Genomic DNA, 19,505 nt, shown 5'->3' on the forward strand with positions numbered 1-19,505 from the left:
CACCGGCCCGTTGGTGCGCATCGGCCTGAACGGCCACGCGCACCCTACGCAATCCGCTCAACCGTAACGACCGGTGATGTAGTCCTCGGTCTGCTTCTTGGCCGGGTTGGTGAACAGGGTATCGGTGTCGCCGAACTCGATCAGCTTGCCCATGTACATGAACGCCGTGTAATCGGACACCCGCGCCGCCTGCTGCATGTTGTGGGTGACGATGACGATGGTGTACTTGCTCTTGAGTTCGTAGATCAGCTCTTCGACCTTGAGCGTGGAAATCGGGTCGAGCGCCGAGCAGGGTTCGTCGAGCAGCAGCACTTCCGGCTGCACCGCCACGGTACGGGCGATCACCAGGCGCTGCTGCTGACCGCCGGACAGGCCGAGGGCCGATTCGTGCAGGCGATCCTTGACCTCGTCCCACAGCGCCGCGCTCTTCAGCGCCCACTCCACCGCCTCGTCGAGCACGCGCTTCTGGTTGATGCCCTGGATGCGCAGGCCGTACACCACGTTCTCGTAGATGCTCTTGGGGAAGGGGTTGGGCTTCTGGAACACCATGCCGACGCGGCGACGCAGCTCGGCGACGTCCTCGCCCTTGCGGTAGATGTTGCGCCCGTCGAGGTTGATCTCGCCTTCCACGCGGCAGCCGTCGACCAGGTCGTTCATCCGGTTGAAGGTGCGCAGCAGGGTCGACTTGCCGCAACCCGACGGGCCGATGAAGGCGGTGACGCGCTGGCGCGGGATCTCCATCTTGACGTCGAACAGTGCCTGCTTCTCGCCGTAGTAGAGGTTCAGCCCCGGCACGGCGATGGCCGTGGTCTCGCTGGCCAGGTTGAGGCTCTGCTTGTCGCGGCCGAGGGCGGCCAGGTCGATACCGTGGGTATGGGCTTCGTGTTGCATAACAGTCTCCTTCGGAGGCTATAGGCTTCAAGCTGCAGGCCGCAGGCCGGCTCTCGCCCGGGGCCTGCAGCTTGCCGCCTGCCGCAGAATTAGTGATCCAGCGCCTTGTACTTCTCGCGCAGGTGGTTGCGGATATACACCGCACTGAAGTTCAGCAGGATGATGACCAGCACCAGCAGCAACGCGGTGGCGTACACCAGCGGCCGCGCGGCCTCGACGTTGGGGCTCTGGAAGCCGACGTCGTAGATGTGGAAGCCCAGGTGCATGATCTTCTGGTCCAGGTGCAGGTAGGGGTAGTTGCCATCTACCGGCAGCGACGGCGCCAGCTTGACCACGCCCACCAGCATCAGCGGCGCCACCTCGCCGGCGGCGCGGGCCACGGCGAGAATCAGGCCGGTCATCATCGCCGGGCTGGCCATCGGCAGCACCACGCGCCAGAGGGTTTCCACCTTGGTCGCGCCGAGGGCCAGGGAGCCTTCGCGCACCGCCCGCGGAATCCGTGCCAGGCCTTCCTCGGTGGCGACGATGACCACCGGCAGGGTGAGGATCGCCAAGGTCAGCGAGGCCCACAGCAGGCCCGGGGTGCCGAAGGTCGGCGCCGGGGCGGCTTCCGGGAAGAACAGGCGGTCCAGCGAGCCGCCCAGCACGTAGACGAAGAAGCCCAGGCCGAACACGCCGTAGACGATCGCCGGTACGCCGGCCAGGTTGTTCACCGCGATGCGGATCACCCGAGTCAGCGGGCCCTGCTTGGCGTACTCGCGCAGGTAGATGGCCGCCACCACGCCGAACGGGGTGACGATCACGGCCATGATCAGGGTCATCATGATGGTGCCGAAGATCGCCGGGAAGATGCCGCCCTCGGTGTTGGCCTCGCGCGGGTCGTCGCTGACGAATTCCCACAGCTTGGCCAAGTAGAAGGCGATTTTCTCGCCCAGGCCCATGGCATTGGGCTGGAAGGCCCGCACCACCTTGCCCAGGCTGATGGTGACTTCGCGGCCCTCGACGGTCTTGAGCGTGACGCTGTCGCGGTTGAACGCCTGGTTGAGGGCGATCAGCTCGGTTTCCAGCACCTTGTACTCGGCATCCCACTGCGCCCGCTCGGCGTCCAGCTCGGCGCGGGCGACGTCATCCAGCCGGCCTTGCAACTCCAGCTTGCGGGTTTGCAGCCGCACGCGTTCGAGCCCGGCGTTGATCCGTCCGATGTCCTTCTTCTCCAGGCGCACCAGCTGCTTGTGCAGCTTCTCGACGCGGGCGATGCGTTCCTGCAGCGCGGGCCAGCTGGCATCGCCTTCGGCCACCAGCTCGCCGGCTTCCTTGACGTTGACCAGGTAGCCGTAGAAGTTGCCCCACTCGCGGCGCTCCAGCGCCGTGAGGTTTTCCGGGGTGCGCGGATTGCTCAGCCATTCGCCGACCACCCAGGTGAAGTCCGCGCCATACACGTCGCGGTTACCCACCTTGAACAGCTCGCGGGTCATGAACTCGCCGCCCTCGACATCCACCGGCAAGCCGGAGGCGGCCAGACGCGCGCGCGGCACTTCCTCGATCTGGGTGATTTCGCCGGCCATCACCCGGGCTTCCTGACCCGGCACCTGGTAGTCGGCTTCGACGATATTCGCCGGCCAGAAGTGGCCGAGGCCGCGTACGGCGATCACCAGCAGCAGGCCGAGGGTCATGATCACCGCGATCGATACGGCGCCGGCATTCATCCAGATCCACGGCGTACCGCTCTTGAACCAGGTTTTCAGGTTGTTCTGTTTCACGGCCATATACCTTCCCAAACCTTAGAGCGAGGCGTACTTGACGCGCAGACGCTGGCGCACCAGCTCCGCCAGGGTGTTCATGACAAAGGTGAAGCCGAGCAGCACCAACGCCGAGAGGAACAGCACGCGGTAGTGGGTACCGCCAACTTCCGACTCGGGCATTTCCACCGCCACGTTGGCGGCCAGGGTGCGCAGGCCTTCGAAGATGTTCATGTCCATGATCGCGGTGTTGCCGGTGGCCATCAGCACGATCATGGTCTCGCCGACGGCGCGACCCATGCCGATCATCACCGCCGAGAAGATGCCCGGGCTGGCGGTGAGGATCACCACCCGAGTCAGGGTCTGCCAGGGCGTGGCGCCCAGGGCCAGGGAGCCGAAGGTCAGGCTCTTGGGTACGCTGAACACGGCGTCTTCGGCGATCGAGTAGATGTTCGGGATCACCGCGAAGCCCATGGCCAGGCCGACCACCAGGGCGTTGCGCTGGTCGAACGGGATGCCCAGGTCGTTGCTCAGCCACATGCGCATGTCGCCGTCGAACAGCCAGTTCTCCAGGTGCCCGCTCATGGCCAGCGAGACGTAGCCCACCAGCAGGATCACCGGGATCAGCAGCGCCGATTCCCAGCCATCCGGCACGCTCAGGCGAATCGACTCCGGCAGGCGGCTCCACAGGTAGCCGGCCAGCAGAATGCCGATCGGGGTAAAGATCAGCAGGCTGAAGATGCCCGGCAGATGGCCTTCCACGTAGGGCGCGAGGAACAGGCCGGCGAAGAAGCCGAGAATCACCGTCGGCAGCGCCTCCATCAGCTCGATCACCGGCTTGACCTTGCGGCGCATGGCCGGGGCCATGAAGTAGGCGGTGTAGATCGCGGCGGCAATCGCCAGCGGCGCGGCCAGGAGCATGGCGTAGAACGCCGCCTTGAGCGTACCGAAGGCCAGCGGTGCGAGGCTCAGCTTGGGTTCGGCGTCGGTGCTGGCGGAGGTCGATTGCCAGACGTAGCCGGGCGCGTCGTAGTTCTCGTACCACACCTTGCCCCACAGCGAACTCCAGGAAATCTCCGGGTGCGGGTTGTCGATGATCCAACGTTGCAGCTGGCCCTCGCGCTCCACCAGCACGCGGTTGGCGCGCGGCGACAGGGCGGCCAGCACCTGACCTTCGGCGACCTGGTCGACCAGCAGGGTACGGTGCGCGGTGCTGTGGAAGATGCCCAGGTTGCCCTGCTCGTCCAGCGCCAGGAAGCCCTTGCGGCGCTCTTCCGGGAGAATCTGCACGATCGGGCTGTCGCCCAGCTGGAAGCTGCGGATCGACTTCAACACGGCCTTGCCGTCTGCTTCGCGCACCATGAACCACTGGGCGATAGCGCCGCTGCTGTCGCCGATCAGCAGCGAGATGCCGCCGAGCAGCGAGGTGGCCTGACTGACCTCCAGCTTGCCGTTCTCCAGCAGCTTGTAGCGGCCGTTGAGGCTGTTGCTGCGCAGGTCGAAGACATCGGCGGTGGCGCGCCCGTTGACCACGTACAGCCACAGGTGACGCGGGTCGATGATCAGCGCCTTGATCGGCTCGGCGATCTGCGGCAGGGCGACGCGCTCTTCACTGAGGGTGACCTCGCCGGTCATCAGGTTCTCTTCGCGGCCCAGGTTCAGCACGTGCAGTTCGGTACCGGTGGAACCGGCCAGCATCAGGGTGCCGCCGTTCAGGCTCAGGCCGACGTGATCCAGCTCGCGGCCCTGGGCATCGAGCTCGATCGGCGCGGCGCCGAAGGGGTATTCGATGCTCGGCGTGATGGTCTGCACATCGTTGGGGTAGCTGAGCTTGTAGACATGCCGGAACACCAGCACCTGGCCGTTGGACAGGCCCAGGGCCACGCGGTTGCTGCCCGGCTGGTCCTGGCCGACCGACACGATGCGCGCATCCGCCGGAATCGGCAGCTGCACGCTGCTCAGCGGCTGCATCTGCTTGGCATCGAAGAACTGCACCTGACCGCTCTGGTCCAGGCGCATGGCCATCTGGTTCTGCTCTTCCAGGGTCAGCAGCAGCGGCGCGCCGGCTTCGCCCAGCCAGGCGGCCTGCACCGGCTTGCGGCTGTCCAGGTCGGCGCCCTGGAACATCGGCAGCACCACATAGGCCAGGTAGAAGAAGATCAGGGTGATGGCACCGAGCACCGCCATGCCGCCGACGGAAACCGCCCAGCGGGCGAAGCGATCCTTCAGCGCGCGCAGGCGGCGCTTGCGCTGCAGGGAGGGGGTATTGAAGTCGATCCCCAGGGGATTCTCGACCCCCTGATTCGGTGAGCGGTTCACGGTGTCGTTTGCCAAGTCATTCATGCGAGAAATCTCTGCGCGAGCTTGTTTGCAGCGCATGCGGCTGCCCAGGCTTGCCAATCTAGCGGGCTTGTATGACAGAAAGGTTACAGCCAGCTGACATGACGAAGCCCGCCACTCCGAAGAGTGGCGGGCCGCGCCGCTTACAGCGCCTAGCGCGAGGCCAGGATTACAGACCCAGTTCCTTCATGGTCTTCTCGACCACCTTGGCCGGCAGCGGGATGTAGCCGTCCTTGACCACGACTTCCTGGCCTTGCTTGGACAGCACCAGCTTGACGAACTCGGCATCCAGCGGGCTCAGCGGCTTGTTCGGGGCCTTGTTGACGTAGACGTAGAAGAAGCGGGCCAGCGGGAACTTGCCAGCCAGGGCGTTTTCTTCGTTGGCGTCAAAGGCTTCGCCGCCTTTCTTCGACAGCGGTACGGTCTTCACGCTGGAAGTCTTGTAGCCGATGCCCGAGTAACCGATGGCGTTGAGGGTGCTGGAGATCGACTGCACCACCGAGGCCGAACCCGGCTGCTCGTTGACGTTGGCCTTGAAGTCGCCTTTGCACAGGGCTTCTTCCTTGAAGTAGCCGTAGGTGCCGGAGACCGAGTTACGGCCGAACAGCTGGATCGGCTTGGTCGCCCACTCGCCGGTCAGGCCGACGTCGCCCCAGGTTTTGATATCGGTCGCACCACCGCACAGGCGGGTGCTGGAGAAGATCGCGTCGACCTGAGCGATGTCCAGGCTCTTGATCGGGTTGTCCTTGTGCACGAACACGGCCAGGGCGTCGATGGCCACCGGCACGGCGGTCGGCTTGTAGCCGTACTTCTCTTCGAACGCCTGGATCTCGGCATCCTTCATCGCACGGCTCATCGGGCCCATGCTGGCGGTGCCTTCGGTCAGAGCGGGCGGCGCGGTGGAGGAACCGGCGGCCTGGATCTGGATGTTGACGTTGGGGTACTGCTTCTTGAACTCTTCGGCCCACAGGGTCATCAGGTTGGCCAGCGAGTCGGAACCGACGCTGGACAGGTTGCCCGATACGCCGGAAGTCTTTTCGTAGGTCGGCAGAGCCGGGTCGACGGCGGCTACAGCAGATACGGCGCTTACGCCAGCGGCGGCGAAAGTCAGGGCCGCCATCAAACGCTTCAGTTTCATGCCTTGCTCCTAGCAGGATTAGTGTTGGATGGAACGGGCCCAAGTATCTGCAGGCCACGTGAACACTCTATGAAGCGAATATGACAGTTGCGTGAACGTCGCCGAATTTGTGCGCGCCACCGCCCAGGCCCCCGCACGCAGCGCGCACGGGGGCCTGGCAGGACGCAGCGACGCGCCTACTGCAGGCTGTGCTTGAGTGCGCGCATGCGCTCGTGACAGGCGCGCACCTTGGGCATCTCCATCGCCAGCAGTACGCGCAGATCCTGGTCCGCGCCCTCCAGGGCGTCCTCGAAGGCTTGCAGGATGCGGTCCTCGCTCTCCTCCAGCTGCGCCACGTAGGTGGCGTCCTCATCCTTGGCCAGGGTGGCGCGGGTATCGGCGTAGAGTTGGCGCAGCTTGCCCAGCAGGGTGCCGCCGCTGGCCGGCTGGCTGTGGTTGGCCGCCACGCTGCGCGCCAGGGCGTCGATCACCTCGGTCTTGGCGCGCGCCATGTCGCGAAACAGCGCCTGCAGACGGATGTCCTTGACCTCGTCGTGGGCGTGCTCGTAGAAGCGCTGGCCGTCGCGGGTGATCTCGATCAGTTCGTTGAGTTGTGCGGTCTTGCTGCTCATGGCGGTTCTCCTCGGCTATGGGACTGGCGAATGCGGCGTCCGGCGTTCAGCCGTCGATGCGCAGGGCATCGGCGTCGACGCCGCGCACGCCGCGGATATTGCGGGCGATGTCCACCGCCAGGCGCTTCTCGGCGCTGCTCAGCACGCTGCCGCGCAGGCTGACGAAACCATCCTCGGTGCTCACCGCGATGTTCAGCGCATCCAGGTTGCGGCTGTAGACGAAGCTGGCCTTGACCTTGCTGGTGATCCAGCCGTCGCTGATCGCCTCGCGCGCCTCCTCGGCGGCCACTTCGATCTCGCTGGCGCTGCTGTCGGCGGTGCTGATGCTGAGGTGGTTGAACACCTCACGCACGCCGTCGGTATTGCCCGCCAGCTGGCCGGCCAGCTCCTTGGCCGCCGGGGTCTGCGCGTGGCCGCTGAGGGTGATCGCGCCGTTCTGGCTCTTGACCTGGATGTCCAGGCCGCGGGTATTGCTGTTCCACAACAGCTTGGACTTCACCGTGGCCGCCAGGCTGGCGTCCTCCAGGCGCTGCACCAGGCCCGGCGGCTCGCCCTCGGCGGTAGCGGCGTCGACCTCGATGCGGTTGTCCACCGCCTCGATCCCCTCGACGCTCAGCGCCACCTGCTCGGCCAGCTCCTTCTGCACCGCGCTCTCCACCCGACCCTCGAGGCGGGCCCGACCGTCTTCCACGGCGATGTCGAGGCGGAACGGGTTGAGGTGACGATTGAGGGCGAAGGCGGTCCAGATCGAGCCTTCCTGGCGCGCCGCCGCGAGCTGCTGGCTCAGCTCGGTCTCGGCGGCATGGCTGGCCAGCGGCGTCAGGCTCAGCAGCAGGGCGGTACTGCCGGCCAGCATCAGAGTCTTGAACGGGGGCATGGCGGGGGTCCTCGGCAAGTCGATCGTTACCTGGACTTTCGCAAGCCCTATGCCAGCGTTCTCACCCCAAACAAAATCAATAAAAACAAATACTTATGCAATATCGAGAAATCTCCTCGGCATGCAGGCTGCAGGGTCGCGGCGAAATCGCCGTGCAACTTGCATGATTTTTACCTGACTAATGCCACACACCCAGTCAGATGGAGCACGACGATGGCAGATTCAGGACACAGCGGGCGCATCCTCCTGGTCGACGACGAGGCGGCGATCCTGCGCACCTTCCGCTACTGCCTGGAGGACCAGGGCTACGAGGTCGCTGGCGCCAGCAGCGCGGCGCAGGCCGAGGCGCTGCTGCAGCGCCAGGTGTTCGACCTGTGCTTCCTCGACCTGCGCCTGGGCGACGACAACGGCCTCGACCTGCTGGCGCAGATGCGCGTGCAGGCGCCCTGGATGCGCGTGGTGATAGTCACCGCGCACTCGGCGGTGGACACCGCGGTGGATGCCATGCAGGCCGGCGCCGCCGATTATCTGGTCAAGCCGTGCAGCCCGGAACAGCTGCGCCTGGCTGCCGCCAAGCAGCTGGAGGTGCGCCAGCTGGCGGCGCGCCTGGAAGCCCTGGAAGACCAGGTGCGCCAACCCGGCGCCCACTTGGACAGCCGCAGCCCGGCGCTGATGGCGGTGCTGGAAACCGCGCGGCAGGTGGCCGGCACCGACGCCAATATCCTCATCCTCGGCGAATCCGGCACCGGCAAGGGCGAGCTGGCGCGCGCCATCCACGGCTGGAGCAAGCGGGCGAAGAAGGCCTGCGTGACCATCAACTGCCCCTCGCTGACCGCCGAGCTGATGGAAAGCGAGCTGTTCGGCCACAGCCGCGGCGCCTTCACCGGCGCCAGCGAGAGCACCCTGGGCCGGGTCAACCAGGCCGACGGTGGCAGCCTGTTTCTCGACGAGATCGGCGACTTCCCGCTGCCCCTGCAACCCAAGCTGCTGCGCTTCATCCAGGACAAGGAGTACGAGCGGGTCGGCGACCCGGTGACGCGCCGCGCCGACGTGCGCATCCTCGCCGCGACCAACCTCGACCTTGAACAGATGGTGGGCGAGGGGCGCTTTCGCGAAGACCTGCTGTATCGCCTCAACGTCATCACCCTGACCCTGCCGCCGCTGCGCGAGCGCAGCGAGGACGTGCTGCAGCTGGCCGAAGGCTTCCTCGCCCGCTTCGTCAGGGAATACGCCCGCCCCGTGCACGGCTTCAGCGACGCCGCGCGCGAGGCGCTGCAGGGCTACGCCTGGCCCGGCAACATCCGCGAGCTGCGCAACGTCATCGAACGCGCCAGCATCATCTGCAACGCCGAGCTGATCGAACCCGAGCACCTCGGCCTGGGCGAGCCGGTCGAGAACGGCGCGCCGCGCATCGGCGCCGCGCTGAGCCTGGAACAGCTGGAGAAGGCCCATATCACCGCGGTGCTGGCGACCAGCGAGACCCTCGACCAGGCCGCGCGCACCCTCGGCATCGACGCCTCGACGCTGTACCGCAAGCGCAAGCAGTTCGGCCTGTGAAGCTGCGCACCCGGCTGTTCCTCAGTGGCAGCGCGCTGCTCACCGTGGCCCTGCTCGGCCTGCTGCTGGGCATGTTCAGCGTGCTGCAGCTGACCCAGCAGCAGAGCCAGGCGATGACCCGCAACCTGCAGATCATCGACGCCAGCCTGGGCATGCGCCAGGAGCTGGGCAAGCAGGTCGGCCTGCTGCTCGCCGAGCAGCTCGACCGCGAAGCGCTTCAGGCCGCCGACGCGCGTTTGCGCCAATGGCTGCAGCAGGCCAACGCCAACGCCCGCGCCGCCGGCGACCACCAGGCCCTGGCCGAAGTGGAGCGCGCCTACGCGCGCTTCGACGCGCTGCTGGCCAAGCCGCTGACGGTGCGCCGCGAGCTGCTCAAGAGCGACGCCCTCGGCCAGGCCGAGGAGGCCCTGCGCGAACGCATCAACGCCCTGCAGAACCGCTACGTCGCCGCCGTCGACGAGACCGAGGCGAGCACCCGCCAGCGCGCCTGGCTGATCGCCGGCCTGCTCGGTCTGATCGGCCTGGCCGTGCTGCTGATCGGCTTCGTCACTGCGCACAGCCTGGCGCAGCGCTTCGGCCGGCCGATCGAGGCGCTGGCGCGCGCCGCCGACCAGATCGGCCAGGGCGACTTCCAGGTCACCCTGCCGCTCTCGCCGCTGCCGGAAATGGCCGCCCTGAGCCGCCGCTTCGGCCTGATGGCCGAGGCCCTGCGCCAGTTCCAGGCGACCAACGTCGAGGCCCTGGTGGGCCAGCAGCGGCGCCTGCAGGCGGTACTCGACAGCATCGACGACGGCCTGCTGATCCTCGACCGCCAGGGCCGCCTGGAGCACGGCAACCCGGTGGCGCAGCGTCAGCTGGGCTGGGACGCGGTGCCCAGGGGCCAGTCGCTCGGCCAGGCGCTGCAGCGGGCGGACCTGGACGAGCAGCTGCAGCTGGTGCTGGCCGGGGTCAGCCCGCAGCGGGCGCCGGACGACCTGGCCATCGAGGCCGCCGGCGAGACCCGCCTGCTGGCCTACAGCCTGACGCCAGTGTGCGACGAGCAGGGGCCGCTGCTCGGCGCGGTGATGGTGCTGCGCGACGTCACCGAGCAGCGCGCCTTCGAGCGCGTGCGCCGCGAGTTCGTCCTGCGCGCCTCGCACGAGCTGCGCACCCCGGTCACCGGCATGCACATGGCCTTCGCCCTGCTGCAGGAGCGCCTGCACTTCGCCGCAGGCAGCCGCGAGGCCGACCTGCTGCGCACCGTCGACGAGGAGATGCAGCGCCTGCTGCGCCTGATCAACGACCTGCTGAATTTCTCGCGCTACCGGAACGGCCTGCAGCAGCTGGAACTGGCGCCCTGCGACGCCGCCGAACTGCTGCGCCAGGCGCAGCAGCGCTTCGCCGCCCAGGCCGCCGAACGCGAGATCGACCTGGGCCTGGAGCTGCACGAGCCGCTGCCGCGCCTGCGCGCCGACCGCCTGCAGCTGGAGCGGGTGCTGGACAACCTGCTCGGCAACGCCCTGCGCCACAGCCACCCGGGCGGGCAGATCCGCCTGCAGGCGCGGCGCCAGGACGAACGCCTGATCCTCGGCGTCGAGGACGACGGCGAAGGCATCGCCTACGGCCAGCAGACGCGCATCTTCGAGCCCTTCGTTCAGGTCGGCCGGCGCAAGGGCGGCGCCGGCCTAGGCCTGGCGCTGTGCAAGGAGATCGTCCAGCTGCACGGCGGGCAGATCGCCGTGCAGTCGCAACCGGGGCGCGGCAGCCGCTTCTACCTGGCCCTGCCGCTGTAGCCGCCCTCGCCGCAGGGGGCGCCGCGCACACCGGCAGCGCCGTGCATGGCGCCCGCTACCCGGCCGTCTGCTGGTTGAGCACCAGCAGGCGCGCGGCGGTTTCCGCATCCGGCTGGCCGGCGTAGTCGGCGGGGCGGTACTTCATCTGGAAGGCGGCGATGACGTTGCGCGTGGCCTGATCCAGCTCGCCGTGCTGCGGCACCGCGTAGCCCTGGCGCGCCAGCTGCTCCTGGAACCACTGCACGCTGGGCGGGCTGGCGGCGAACAGCGCCTGCTGGCGCGCCACCGCCGCCTCGTCCGGCCAGGGCAGCAGGCCCTCGTCGGCCAGGCGCTTCCAGGGGAACAGCGGGCCCGGGTCGACCTTGCGCTGCGGCGCCACGTCGCTGTGGGCGATGATCGCGCCCGGCGGCAGCTGGTGACGCTGCACGATGTCCTTGAGCAGCACGATCAGCCTGTCGATCTGCTGCGGGGCGAAGGGCTGCCAATAGCGACCGGCCGGGGTCTCGTAGTAGCCCTGGTTGACCAGCTCGATGCCGATGGTCGAGGCGTTGAGCCAGGTGCGCCCCTGCCACTCGCTGACGCCGACGTGCCAGGCCCGGCGATTCTCATCCACCAGACGGTAGACGGTCGGCGGCGCGTCGCCGATCAGGTAATGGCTGCTCACCTCCGTCTCGGTGAGCAGCTTGAGCGAACGCGCCAGGTCGGTGGAGGTGTAGTGCAGCACCACGTACTGCACGCGGCTGTTCTGCCCCGTTGCAGTGTGGCTGTCGTCGATGCGCAGCCCAGCGCTGCAACCGGCGAGCAAGGCAAGAACGAGGCTAAGGCAGAGAGACTTCATGCGTGACCGAATACGCTTTGCAGGTTGTCCAGCAACATGTCGACGCTGAGCATGATCAGCAGCATGCCCATCAGTCGTTCCACCGCCGTCAACCCGCGGGTTCCGAGAAACCGCTGCAGGAACGAGGCCTGCAGCAGAATGAATGCCGTCGCCGCCCAGGCCAGCAGCAGCGCCAGGTAGAGCTCCCAGAGCGGCCCGGTATGGGTGTTGCGCAGGGTCATCAGCACCGCCAGGGCCGAGGGCCCGGCCACCGCCGGGGTGGCCAGCGGCACCAGCATCGGCTCGCCATCCGGCACGTCGCCGAGCAGGCCCTGCGGACTGGGGAAGATCAGGCGCATGGCGATGACGAACAGGATGATACCGCCGGCGATGGCGGTTGCCTCGCGCGACAGGCCCAGGCTGCTGAGGACTTTGTCACCAAAGGTGAGAAACAGCAGCAGCAGGGCCAGGGCGAACAGCAGCTCGCGCGCGGCGATCCAGATCCGGCGGCGCGGCTCGACGTTCTTCAGCGCGGCGATGTAGATGGCGATATTGCCGAAGGGGTCGGTGACCAGAAAGATCAGCACGGCGATGCTGAAGATATCCATGGGCGTCTCCAGTGAGTCAGGCAGATAGTCTAGGGCCTGGCTGGGCTTCGCCGCGAGCCGGCGCGGCAGTCAGATTGCAGCGAAGAGGCCGCAGGCGATGCCATTGTGACCGGAATTATCGAAATCGTATCGAGAAACACCACTCGTAAGAATGTATACAAAGTAGTAGCCAAAATAATAGAAATTTGTCTACATTGACCGGACAAGAACAACAGCGAGTAGCCTCACCATGACGTCCACCCCCACCAGCGCTCCTGCCCCGCGTCCCGAGGACGAGAATCTCGGCATCGGCGCCAATCTCCTCTATGGCTTGCAACACGTGCTGACCATGTATGGCGGCATAGTCGCGGTGCCGCTGATCGTCGGCCAGGCGGCCGGGCTGTCGCCCGCCGACATCGGCCTGCTGATCGCCGCCTCACTGTTCGTCGGCGGCGCCGCCACCCTGCTGCAGACCCTCGGCCTGCCGTTCTTCGGCTGTCAGCTGCCGCTGGTGCAGGGCGTGTCCTTCGCCAGCGTCGCCACCATAGTCGCCATAGTCGGCGCCAATGGCGGCGAAGGCGGCCTGCCGGTGGTGTTCGGCGCGGTGATAGGCGCGGCGCTGATCGGCCTGCTGATCACGCCGATCTTCTCCAAGATCACCAAGTTCTTCCCGCCACTGGTGACCGGCATCGTCATCACCACCATCGGCCTGACCCTGATGCCGGTGGCCGCGCGCTGGGCCATGGGCGGCAACAGCCAGGCCGCGGACTTCGGCAGCATGGCCAATATCGGCCTGGCTGCCTTCACCCTGGCCACCGTGCTGCTGCTGAGCAAGGTCGGCAGCGCCACCATCTCGCGCCTGTCGATCCTGCTGGCCATGGTGATCGGCACCCTGGTGGCCCTGGCCTTCGGCATGGCCGACTTCTCCAAGGTCGGCGCCGGCCCGGTACTGGCCTTCCCCACGCCGCTGCATTTCGGCATGCCGGTGTTCGAGCTGGCGGCGATTATTTCGATGTTGATCGTGGTGATGGTGATCCTGGTGGAAACCTCGGCCGACATCCTCGCCGTCGGCGACATCATCGACACCAAGGTCGACTCCAAGCGCCTCGGCAACGGCCTGCGTGCGGACATGATCGCCAGCGCGGTGGCGCCGCTGTTCGGCTCCTTCACCCAGAGCGCCTTCGCCCAGAACGTCGGCCTGGTCGCCGTCACCGGGGTCAAGAGCCGCTACGTGGTGGCCACCGGCGGGCTGATCCTGGTCACCCTCGGCCTGCTGCCGATCATGGGCCGGATCATCGCCGCAGTGCCCACCTCGGTGCTCGGCGGCGCCGGCGTGGTGCTGTTCGGCACCGTGGCAGCCAGCGGCATCCGCACCCTGGCCAAGGTCGACTACCGCAACAACATGAACCTGGTGATAGTCGCCACCTCGATCGGCTTCGGCATGATCCCGATCGCCATGCCGAGCTTCTACCACCACTTCCCGGCCTGGTTCGAGACCATCTTCCACTCCGGCATCAGCTCGGCGGCGATCATGGCGATCCTGCTCAACCTGCTGTTCAACCACTTCACCGCCGGCAATTCCGACCAGCAGTCGGTGTTCGTCGCCGGCACCGAGCGCAGCCTGCGCTACCGCGACATCGCCGCCCTGCACGACGGCGACCATTTCGTCGGCGGCAAGCTGTACGACGCGCAGGGCCAGGAAGTGCCGCTGCTGGAAGAAGAGGACGCGCACGGCCAGCCGCAGCCCCGGCGCCAGGCGGCGTTGGCGGAGCACTGAGGGGCAACGCGGCTCAGCCCAGTTCGATGCGGTTGCGCCCGCCGGCCTTGGCTCGATACAGGGCCTGGTCGGCGCGCTCGAACGCCGCCTCGGCGGCTTCCTCGCCACGGAATTCGGCGAGCCCGGCGGAGAGGGTGATGGTCACCGGCTCGCCCTTGAAGTGGAAGGGGCAGGCCTCGATGGCCGTGCGCAGGGTCTCCAGCAGCTGCACGCCGCCGTCCAGCGGCGTCGCCGGGATCAGCAGGACGAACTCCTCGCCGCCGTAACGGGCGATGAAGTCGGTCTTGCGCAGGCGCTTGTGCAGTTCGCCGGCGATGATCTTCAGCACCCGGTCGCCGGCCAGGTGACCGTAGCTGTCGTTGATCCGCTTGAAATGGTCGACGTCGAGCACCGCCAGCAGCAGCTCGCCGCCGTAGCGCAGGCGGCGCGCCGTCTCCAGCTCCAGGCGCTCGCTCCAGGCGGCACGGTTGGGCAGGCCGGTCAGCGGGTCTAGCAGGGACTTCTGCCGCTGCTCCTCGATGTGCTCGCGAAACTGCTGGGCCTCGCGTTCCATCTCGGCGACCCGCTGCACCAGGCTCTGCAGGCGCTGGGCCACCTCGGCCTCGCGGCCGTCACGCTGGCGCTGGTGGCTGCTGACGGTCTGCAGCAGACCGTCCAGACGCTGCTCCAGGGCCTGCTTGAGCGCATCCAGATCCGCCGCGCTCTGCACGCTGTGCTGCAGGCCGCTGACCTGCTCGCGCAATTGCCGGTCGAAGTCGCGCGCGCTCTCGACCGATTCGCTGTAGCCCTCGTGCGCCTCGCTCAGGGTGCCGATAAAGGCCGCCAGGCGCTCGTTGAGCTGCTTGAGGTAACCGGCGAATTCGCGCTGGCCGCTGTCGCTCACCGCCAACACCAGCACCGCCAGGTCGTCCAGCACCGGCACCAGCTCGTACCAGTTGAGCCCGCCCTGCACCCGTTGGCGCAGCGCCTCGCCCTGCGGTTGGTGACGCGCCGGCAGCTCCAGCTCGGCGAGCAGGCCCAGCAGGCTCTCGGCGATATGCGGCGCCACCGCGCTGTAGCCGGGCTCGCTGCCGGGCAGGGCGAAACGCTGCGTCTCGTCCTCGCCCTGCGCCAGCAACCCCGGCGGCAGCGGCAGGCTGTCCAGCGCCGGCAGCGGCGCCGCGGTCGGCGGCGCAGAAGGCGCGCTGGCGCCAGGCACCTGCGCCACCTCGACCAGCGGCGACGTCGCATGCGCCGGCTCGCTCGCCTCACCGGCGCCACCAGCCTCGCCGCGGCGGCCGAACAGCCGCTGCAGCAGGCCGGGCTGCTCGGCCGCCGGCGTGCGCAGCACCTCCAGCGCCTGCCCCTGCAGGCTGCTCAGCTGGCTGAGCAGCGCCGGCAGCTGATGCGTCTGGCCGCTGGCCTCGTGCAACTGCTTGGCCAGCGTCTTCAGTGCCTTGCGTACCTCGCGCGGCGGTTGCAGCTGCTGCAACTGTTCGACCAGTCGGGTCAGCGCCGCGGTGGCCTCGCCGGCGCGCTGCTGGCGACGCAGCTCGGAATCCAGCACGGCCTTCTCCAGGCGCGGGATCAGGCCGCCGAGCGCCGCGTCCATGTCGTCGCGGCGGAGGATGTCGCGCATCTCCTGCATGCACTGGTCGACCGCCTTGTCCGCCCCCTCGGCGGCCAGGCTGCTGCGCACCAGGCCGCGGCGCAGCAGGTCGAGGCGCAACTCCCAGCGCCGTTCGAGCCTTTCCTGTTGCTCCAGGCTGCTCAGGTACTTGTCTTTCCAGCGTTGCGCGTCATCGCTCATACGGCCTGCTTATCCACGGGAGGGCGCCTTCAGCATAGGCGTTTGGCCACTACTCTGAGCGCGCGGCAAACGGATTTCCACGGCCACCGGCAGGTGGTCGGAGATCGGCTGGCTGAGCACGTCGACCCGCCCCAGTTCGAGCCCCGGGCTGAGCAGGATATGGTCGAGGCAGCGCTGCGGCCGCCAGCTGGGGAAGGTCGCCTGAACCTGCGGCGCGATCAGGCCAAGGTCGCGCAGCGGCGAGTTCTCCAGCAGGTCGCTGGCGTGGGTGTTCATGTCACCCATCAGCACCAGGTGGCGGAACTCGCCGACCCGCTCGCGGATGTAGGCCAGTTGCCGGGTACGGGTGCGCGGGCCGAGGGCCAGGTGCATCATCACCACCCCCAGCGCCTGCTCGCCCTCGCCCAGGCGCAGGAAGATCGCCCCGCGCCCCGGCGGGCCGGGCAGCGGATGATCCTCCAGCAGGGTCGGACGCAGACGGCTGAGCACGCCGTTGCTGTGCTGGGCGAGACGCCCGAGGTTGCGGTTGAGCTGCTGGTACCAGTAGGGAAAGGCGCCCTGCTGGGCCAGGTACTCGACCTGATTGACGTAGCCGGAGCGCAGGCTGCCGCCGTCGACCTCCTGCAGCGCCACCAGGTCGAAATCGGCGAGCAGGTCGCCGATGCGCTGCAGGTTGCCGCTGCGCCCGGCATGCGGCAGCAGGTGCTGCCAGCTGCGGGTCAGGTAGTGATGGTAACGCTGGGTGTTGATACCGACCTGGACATTGAAGCTGAGCAGGCGCAGCAGACCGTCGGCGGGCCACTGGGCGTCAGCGGCACAATGCGGGTTGACCTGTGGGTCGCACAGGCCAACCGCGCGGGTCTGTCGCCAGCGGCGCAGCATGGTCGGCGCCAGCGGCCGCTCAGAGCGCGGCGCGCTCCTTGGCGATCAGGTGGTCGGCGACCTCCAGGGTCTGCTGCGGACCGCCGGCGGAGGTGATGTCGAAGCGGTACTTGCCGTTGACCACCAGCACCGGTACGCCGGTGATCTGGTAGGCCATGGCCAGTTTCTTGGCCTTTTCCATCTGGCCTTTGACGGCGAAGGACTTGTAGGTCTTGAGGAAGGCATCCTGATCCACGCCCTGGGTGGCGAGGAACTCGGCCATTTCCTCGGGGCTGGCCAGCTTCTTCTTGTCCTGGTGGATGGCGGCGAACACGGCGTCGTGCACCTTCTGCTCGACCTTCATGCTTTCCAGGGTGATGAACATCTGCCCGTGCTTGTCCCACACGCCGCCGAACAGGGCCGGGATGCGCACGAAGTTGACGTCGTCGGGCAGCTGCTCGACCCAGGGATTGAGGGTCGGCTCGAACTGGTAGCAGTGCGGGCAGCCGTACCAGAACAGCTCCACCACCTCGATCTGGCCGGGCTTGGACACCGGTACCGGGCTCTTCAGCTCGACATAGTGCTGGCCGGCGACGGGCTCGGCATGGGCGGCGACGCCGAACAGGCTGCTGATGGCCAGAGCGGCGCCGAAAATCAGGTTACGCATGGAGTACTCCTTGGCTGGTAAGCGTCGCCCAATGGCGAATCGATACTAGGACTCGTCGCCCGGGGGCAGGTTCCGGCCATTGTAGCCGCGGCGCAGACGAAAAAGGGTGGCCGCAGCCACCCTTTGTCTTATCAACTACGACGGTAGTCGGCTTAGTGCAGACCCTGGATAAAGCTGGAAACCGCCTCGATATCCTTGTTGCTCAGCTTGGCCGCGATGGCGCGCATGATCATCGCGTCGCCGTCGTTGGTGCGGTTGCCTTCGCGGAAGTCAGTCAGCTGCTTGGCCACGTAGGTGGCGTGCTGGCCGCCCAGCTGCGGGAAACCCGCGGCATCCAGGCCGGCGCCATTCGGCGAGTGGCAACCGGTGCAGGCCGGCATGCCTTCTTCCAGCTTGCCGCCGCGGAACAGCGCTTCGCCGCGCTCGACCAGCTTGGGATCGGCGGCGCCGACGCTCATCTGCTGGCTGGCGAAGTAGGCGGCGATGTCGGCCATGTCCTGGTCGCTGAGGTTATCCAGCATGCCGGTCATCTCGACCACCTGGCGGTTGCCGGACTTGATGTCGTGCAGCTGCTTGAGCAAGTAGCGCTCGCCCTGACCGGCCAGCTTGGGGAAGTTTGGCGCGGGGCTGTTGCCATCGGCGCCATGGCAGGCGCCACAGACGGCGACTTTGCCCTGACCGGCTGCGGCATCGCCGGCAGCCTGTGCCAGGCCGGTGAGGCCCAGGGTCAACAGCAGACTCACGAGTACTTTGTTCATCAGCTAATCCAACTACGGCTAAGAGAGATAAGGGTTATCGGCCGGGTCCACTCATTCGGTCATCAGCTTGATGACCGCCTGGTAGTCCTCCGCCGTGCAGTCCATGCACAACCCGCGGGGCGGCATGGCATTCAAACCATTGGTGACGCTCTGTACCAGTGCGTCCATGCCCTTGGCCAGACGCGGCTCCCAGGCGGCCTTGTCGCCTTTCTGCGGGGCCGTGGGAATCTGGCCGTTATGGCAAACGCCACAGGCACGGTCGTATACAGCTTGCGGATCTTGGGCAGCGTAGCCGTTGAAGGACAGCAGAGTTACGGCAGCCGCGAGCAGCATTTTCTTCATCAGATCTACCTCATCAGGGAGGGGAACGTTCTGCTTTCTAGCGAGCAGCCTGGTTAATCGTTCCCGGCAATCGGGTTCCTGCGGGTGGGACAAAGCGCACACAAAATCTGCGGCATTATATACTGGCAACGCTGAAACGGAAACGACGCCGCTTGCCGCGCCACCTGGCGTGCCGCAGGTGCGCGGAAATGTCGCAAGTCCCCGAACGCCAGCTGGCGAGTGCGGGGCGCCCACCGGATACCCCCATGCTCCCGAAGAACCCCATCATCGGTCTGTGCCAGCAGGCCAGCTTCCTCATCAGTGCCGCCAAGGTCGACCAGTGCCCCGAGGACAGCGGCCTGGAAGTGGCCTTCGCCGGCCGCTCCAACGCCGGCAAGTCGAGCGCGCTGAACACCCTGACCCACGCCAGCCTGGCGCGCACCTCGAAGACCCCGGGGCGCACCCAGCTGCTCAACTTCTTCCGCCTGGACGACGAGCGCCGCCTGGTCGACCTGCCCGGCTACGGCTACGCCAAGGTGCCGATCCCGCTCAAGCAGCACTGGCAGAAGCACCTGGAGGCCTACCTGGGCAGCCGCGAGAGCCTCTGCGGCCTGGTGCTGATGATGGACATCCGCCACCCGCTGACCGAATTCGACCGCATGATGCTGGACTGGTCGGTGGCAAGCGGCATGCCCCTGCACATCCTGCTGACCAAGGCCGACAAGCTGGCCTTCGGCGCGGCGAAGAACGCCCTGCTCAAGGTGCAGCAGGAAATCCGCAAGCAGTGGGGCGATGGCATCGGCATCCAGCTGTTCTCGGCGCCCAAGCGCATGGGCGTGGAAGAGGCGCAGCTGGTGTTGGCCGGCTGGCTGGATCTGCTGCCGGAAGAGGATGAAGAAGGCGCCCAGGAGGCCTGACGCTTAGGCTGCGCCAGGCGCACCGAGAGACGAGTCGTCATGAGCGCGCAAGCTCCCTCTCCCGCCCTTCGGGCACCCTCGGCTTG

17 protein-coding genes are annotated in these 19,505 nt (G+C 67.2%); 4 read left to right on the top strand and 13 right to left on the bottom strand.

What is annotated here, in order from left to right; genetic code table 11:
- Positions 1 to 57: 57 nt before the first annotated feature.
- The 6 genes from pstB to ACW9UL_RS22575 all read right to left on the bottom strand — a co-directional run bounded on the left by pstB (position 58) and on the right by ACW9UL_RS22575 (position 7,596).
- Positions 58 to 891, bottom strand: coding sequence for a phosphate ABC transporter ATP-binding protein PstB (gene pstB / locus ACW9UL_RS22550; protein ID WP_021443568.1), 834 nt, complete (start codon positions 889 to 891; stop codon positions 58 to 60).
- An 89-nt stretch (positions 892 to 980) separates the two neighbouring features.
- The gene (gene pstA / locus ACW9UL_RS22555) at positions 981 to 2,657 is read right to left on the bottom strand and encodes a phosphate ABC transporter permease PstA (protein ID WP_457788360.1); all 1,677 of its coding nucleotides are present in this window, start codon (positions 2,655 to 2,657) and stop codon (positions 981 to 983) included.
- 15 nt (positions 2,658 to 2,672) lie between these two features.
- Positions 2,673 to 4,973 carry an ABC transporter permease family protein gene (locus ACW9UL_RS22560; RefSeq protein ID WP_397498042.1) on the bottom strand — a complete coding sequence of 767 codons (2,301 nt, stop codon included), beginning with the start codon at positions 4,971 to 4,973 and terminating at the stop codon, positions 2,673 to 2,675.
- Positions 4,974 to 5,139: 166 nt separating this feature from the next.
- Positions 5,140 to 6,108: a PstS family phosphate ABC transporter substrate-binding protein gene (locus ACW9UL_RS22565; RefSeq protein ID WP_021444184.1), complete on the bottom strand. Its 969-nt coding sequence runs from the start codon at positions 6,106 to 6,108 to the stop codon at positions 5,140 to 5,142.
- A 176-nt stretch (positions 6,109 to 6,284) separates the two neighbouring features.
- Positions 6,285 to 6,719, bottom strand: a complete 435-nt coding sequence (locus ACW9UL_RS22570; protein ID WP_021444183.1) for a ferritin-like domain-containing protein — start codon at positions 6,717 to 6,719, stop codon at positions 6,285 to 6,287.
- Between the two features lie 46 nt (positions 6,720 to 6,765).
- Positions 6,766 to 7,596: a BON domain-containing protein gene (locus ACW9UL_RS22575; RefSeq protein ID WP_397498043.1), complete on the bottom strand. Its 831-nt coding sequence runs from the start codon at positions 7,594 to 7,596 to the stop codon at positions 6,766 to 6,768.
- Positions 7,597 to 7,809: 213 nt separating this feature from the next.
- On the opposite strand from ACW9UL_RS22575, the gene algB reads away from it, so the two are divergent.
- Positions 7,810 to 9,153, top strand: coding sequence for a sigma-54-dependent response regulator transcription factor AlgB (gene algB, locus ACW9UL_RS22580; protein WP_457788361.1), 1,344 nt, complete (start codon positions 7,810 to 7,812; stop codon positions 9,151 to 9,153).
- Positions 9,150 to 10,925, top strand: coding sequence for an ATP-binding protein (locus ACW9UL_RS22585; protein ID WP_457788362.1), 1,776 nt, complete (start codon positions 9,150 to 9,152; stop codon positions 10,923 to 10,925). Before algB ends, ACW9UL_RS22585 begins: the two co-directional genes overlap by 4 nt.
- A 55-nt stretch (positions 10,926 to 10,980) precedes the next feature.
- Here the strand turns inward: ACW9UL_RS22585 and ACW9UL_RS22590 are convergent, their stop codons facing one another.
- Positions 10,981 to 11,763 (bottom strand): N-acetylmuramoyl-L-alanine amidase, encoded by a 783-nt coding sequence (locus ACW9UL_RS22590; RefSeq protein ID WP_457788363.1) that lies wholly within the window; start codon positions 11,761 to 11,763, stop codon positions 10,981 to 10,983.
- Entirely contained in the window at positions 11,760 to 12,350 is a 591-nt protein-coding gene (locus ACW9UL_RS22595) for a MarC family protein (RefSeq protein ID WP_122109489.1), read from the bottom strand. The genes ACW9UL_RS22590 and ACW9UL_RS22595 overlap by 4 nt, the downstream gene beginning before the upstream one ends.
- A 229-nt stretch (positions 12,351 to 12,579) precedes the next feature.
- Between ACW9UL_RS22595 and ACW9UL_RS22600 the strand changes: the two genes are divergently transcribed.
- A complete protein-coding gene (locus ACW9UL_RS22600; RefSeq protein ID WP_457788364.1) occupies positions 12,580 to 14,106 on the top strand; it encodes a nucleobase:cation symporter-2 family protein in 1,527 nt (508 codons plus the stop codon).
- 13 nt (positions 14,107 to 14,119) lie between these two features.
- Here the strand turns inward: ACW9UL_RS22600 and ACW9UL_RS22605 are convergent, their stop codons facing one another.
- The 5 genes from ACW9UL_RS22605 to ACW9UL_RS22625 all read right to left on the bottom strand — a co-directional run bounded on the left by ACW9UL_RS22605 (position 14,120) and on the right by ACW9UL_RS22625 (position 18,523).
- Positions 14,120 to 15,895 (bottom strand): GGDEF domain-containing protein, encoded by a 1,776-nt coding sequence (locus ACW9UL_RS22605; protein ID WP_457788365.1) that lies wholly within the window; start codon positions 15,893 to 15,895, stop codon positions 14,120 to 14,122.
- A gap of 9 nt (positions 15,896 to 15,904) precedes the next feature.
- Positions 15,905 to 16,777 (bottom strand): endonuclease/exonuclease/phosphatase family protein, encoded by an 873-nt coding sequence (locus ACW9UL_RS22610; protein WP_021443643.1) that lies wholly within the window; start codon positions 16,775 to 16,777, stop codon positions 15,905 to 15,907.
- Positions 16,778 to 16,796: 19 nt separating this feature from the next.
- Positions 16,797 to 17,423: a thiol:disulfide interchange protein DsbA/DsbL gene (locus tag ACW9UL_RS22615; protein ID WP_457788366.1), complete on the bottom strand. Its 627-nt coding sequence runs from the start codon at positions 17,421 to 17,423 to the stop codon at positions 16,797 to 16,799.
- Positions 17,424 to 17,575: 152 nt separating this feature from the next.
- On the bottom strand, positions 17,576 to 18,181 hold the full coding sequence (locus ACW9UL_RS22620; protein WP_021443641.1) for a c-type cytochrome: 606 nt from the start codon (positions 18,179 to 18,181) through the stop codon (positions 17,576 to 17,578).
- A gap of 51 nt (positions 18,182 to 18,232) precedes the next feature.
- A complete protein-coding gene (locus tag ACW9UL_RS22625; RefSeq protein WP_021443640.1) occupies positions 18,233 to 18,523 on the bottom strand; it encodes a c-type cytochrome in 291 nt (96 codons plus the stop codon).
- Between the two features lie 245 nt (positions 18,524 to 18,768).
- Here ACW9UL_RS22625 and yihA point away from each other — a divergent pair, with 245 nt between their 5' ends.
- Complete coding sequence (yihA, locus tag ACW9UL_RS22630) at positions 18,769 to 19,419, top strand: ribosome biogenesis GTP-binding protein YihA/YsxC (RefSeq protein ID WP_397498191.1); 651 nt, start codon at positions 18,769 to 18,771, stop codon at positions 19,417 to 19,419.
- The last annotated feature ends 86 nt before the right edge of the window (positions 19,420 to 19,505 follow it).

The sequence above is a fragment of the Pseudomonas sp. PL-6 genome (genome assembly GCF_054110165.1).

What these genes read in the sequence shown, in the direction of transcription:
- pstA (WP_457788360.1), bottom strand. Translation starts at nt 2,657, where the DNA reads ATGGCCGTGAAACAGAACAACCTGAAAACCTGGTTCAAGAGCGGTACG.
- ACW9UL_RS22595 (WP_122109489.1), bottom strand. Translation starts at nt 12,350, where the DNA reads ATGGATATCTTCAGCATCGCCGTGCTGATCTTTCTGGTCACCGACCCC.
- algB (WP_457788361.1), top strand. Translation starts at nt 7,810, where the DNA reads ATGGCAGATTCAGGACACAGCGGGCGCATCCTCCTGGTCGACGACGAG.
- ACW9UL_RS22570 (WP_021444183.1), bottom strand. Translation starts at nt 6,719, where the DNA reads ATGAGCAGCAAGACCGCACAACTCAACGAACTGATCGAGATCACCCGC.
- ACW9UL_RS22565 (WP_021444184.1), bottom strand. Translation starts at nt 6,108, where the DNA reads ATGAAACTGAAGCGTTTGATGGCGGCCCTGACTTTCGCCGCCGCTGGC.
- pstB (WP_021443568.1), bottom strand. Translation starts at nt 891, where the DNA reads ATGCAACACGAAGCCCATACCCACGGTATCGACCTGGCCGCCCTCGGC.
- ACW9UL_RS22600 (WP_457788364.1), top strand. Translation starts at nt 12,580, where the DNA reads ATGACGTCCACCCCCACCAGCGCTCCTGCCCCGCGTCCCGAGGACGAG.
- ACW9UL_RS22625 (WP_021443640.1), bottom strand. Translation starts at nt 18,523, where the DNA reads ATGAAGAAAATGCTGCTCGCGGCTGCCGTAACTCTGCTGTCCTTCAAC.
- ACW9UL_RS22620 (WP_021443641.1), bottom strand. Translation starts at nt 18,181, where the DNA reads ATGAACAAAGTACTCGTGAGTCTGCTGTTGACCCTGGGCCTCACCGGC.
- ACW9UL_RS22575 (WP_397498043.1), bottom strand. Translation starts at nt 7,596, where the DNA reads ATGCCCCCGTTCAAGACTCTGATGCTGGCCGGCAGTACCGCCCTGCTG.
- ACW9UL_RS22615 (WP_457788366.1), bottom strand. Translation starts at nt 17,423, where the DNA reads ATGCGTAACCTGATTTTCGGCGCCGCTCTGGCCATCAGCAGCCTGTTC.
- yihA (WP_397498191.1), top strand. Translation starts at nt 18,769, where the DNA reads ATGCTCCCGAAGAACCCCATCATCGGTCTGTGCCAGCAGGCCAGCTTC.
- ACW9UL_RS22590 (WP_457788363.1), bottom strand. Translation starts at nt 11,763, where the DNA reads ATGAAGTCTCTCTGCCTTAGCCTCGTTCTTGCCTTGCTCGCCGGTTGC.
- ACW9UL_RS22610 (WP_021443643.1), bottom strand. Translation starts at nt 16,777, where the DNA reads ATGCTGCGCCGCTGGCGACAGACCCGCGCGGTTGGCCTGTGCGACCCA.
- ACW9UL_RS22605 (WP_457788365.1), bottom strand. Translation starts at nt 15,895, where the DNA reads ATGAGCGATGACGCGCAACGCTGGAAAGACAAGTACCTGAGCAGCCTG.
- ACW9UL_RS22560 (WP_397498042.1), bottom strand. Translation starts at nt 4,973, where the DNA reads ATGAATGACTTGGCAAACGACACCGTGAACCGCTCACCGAATCAGGGG.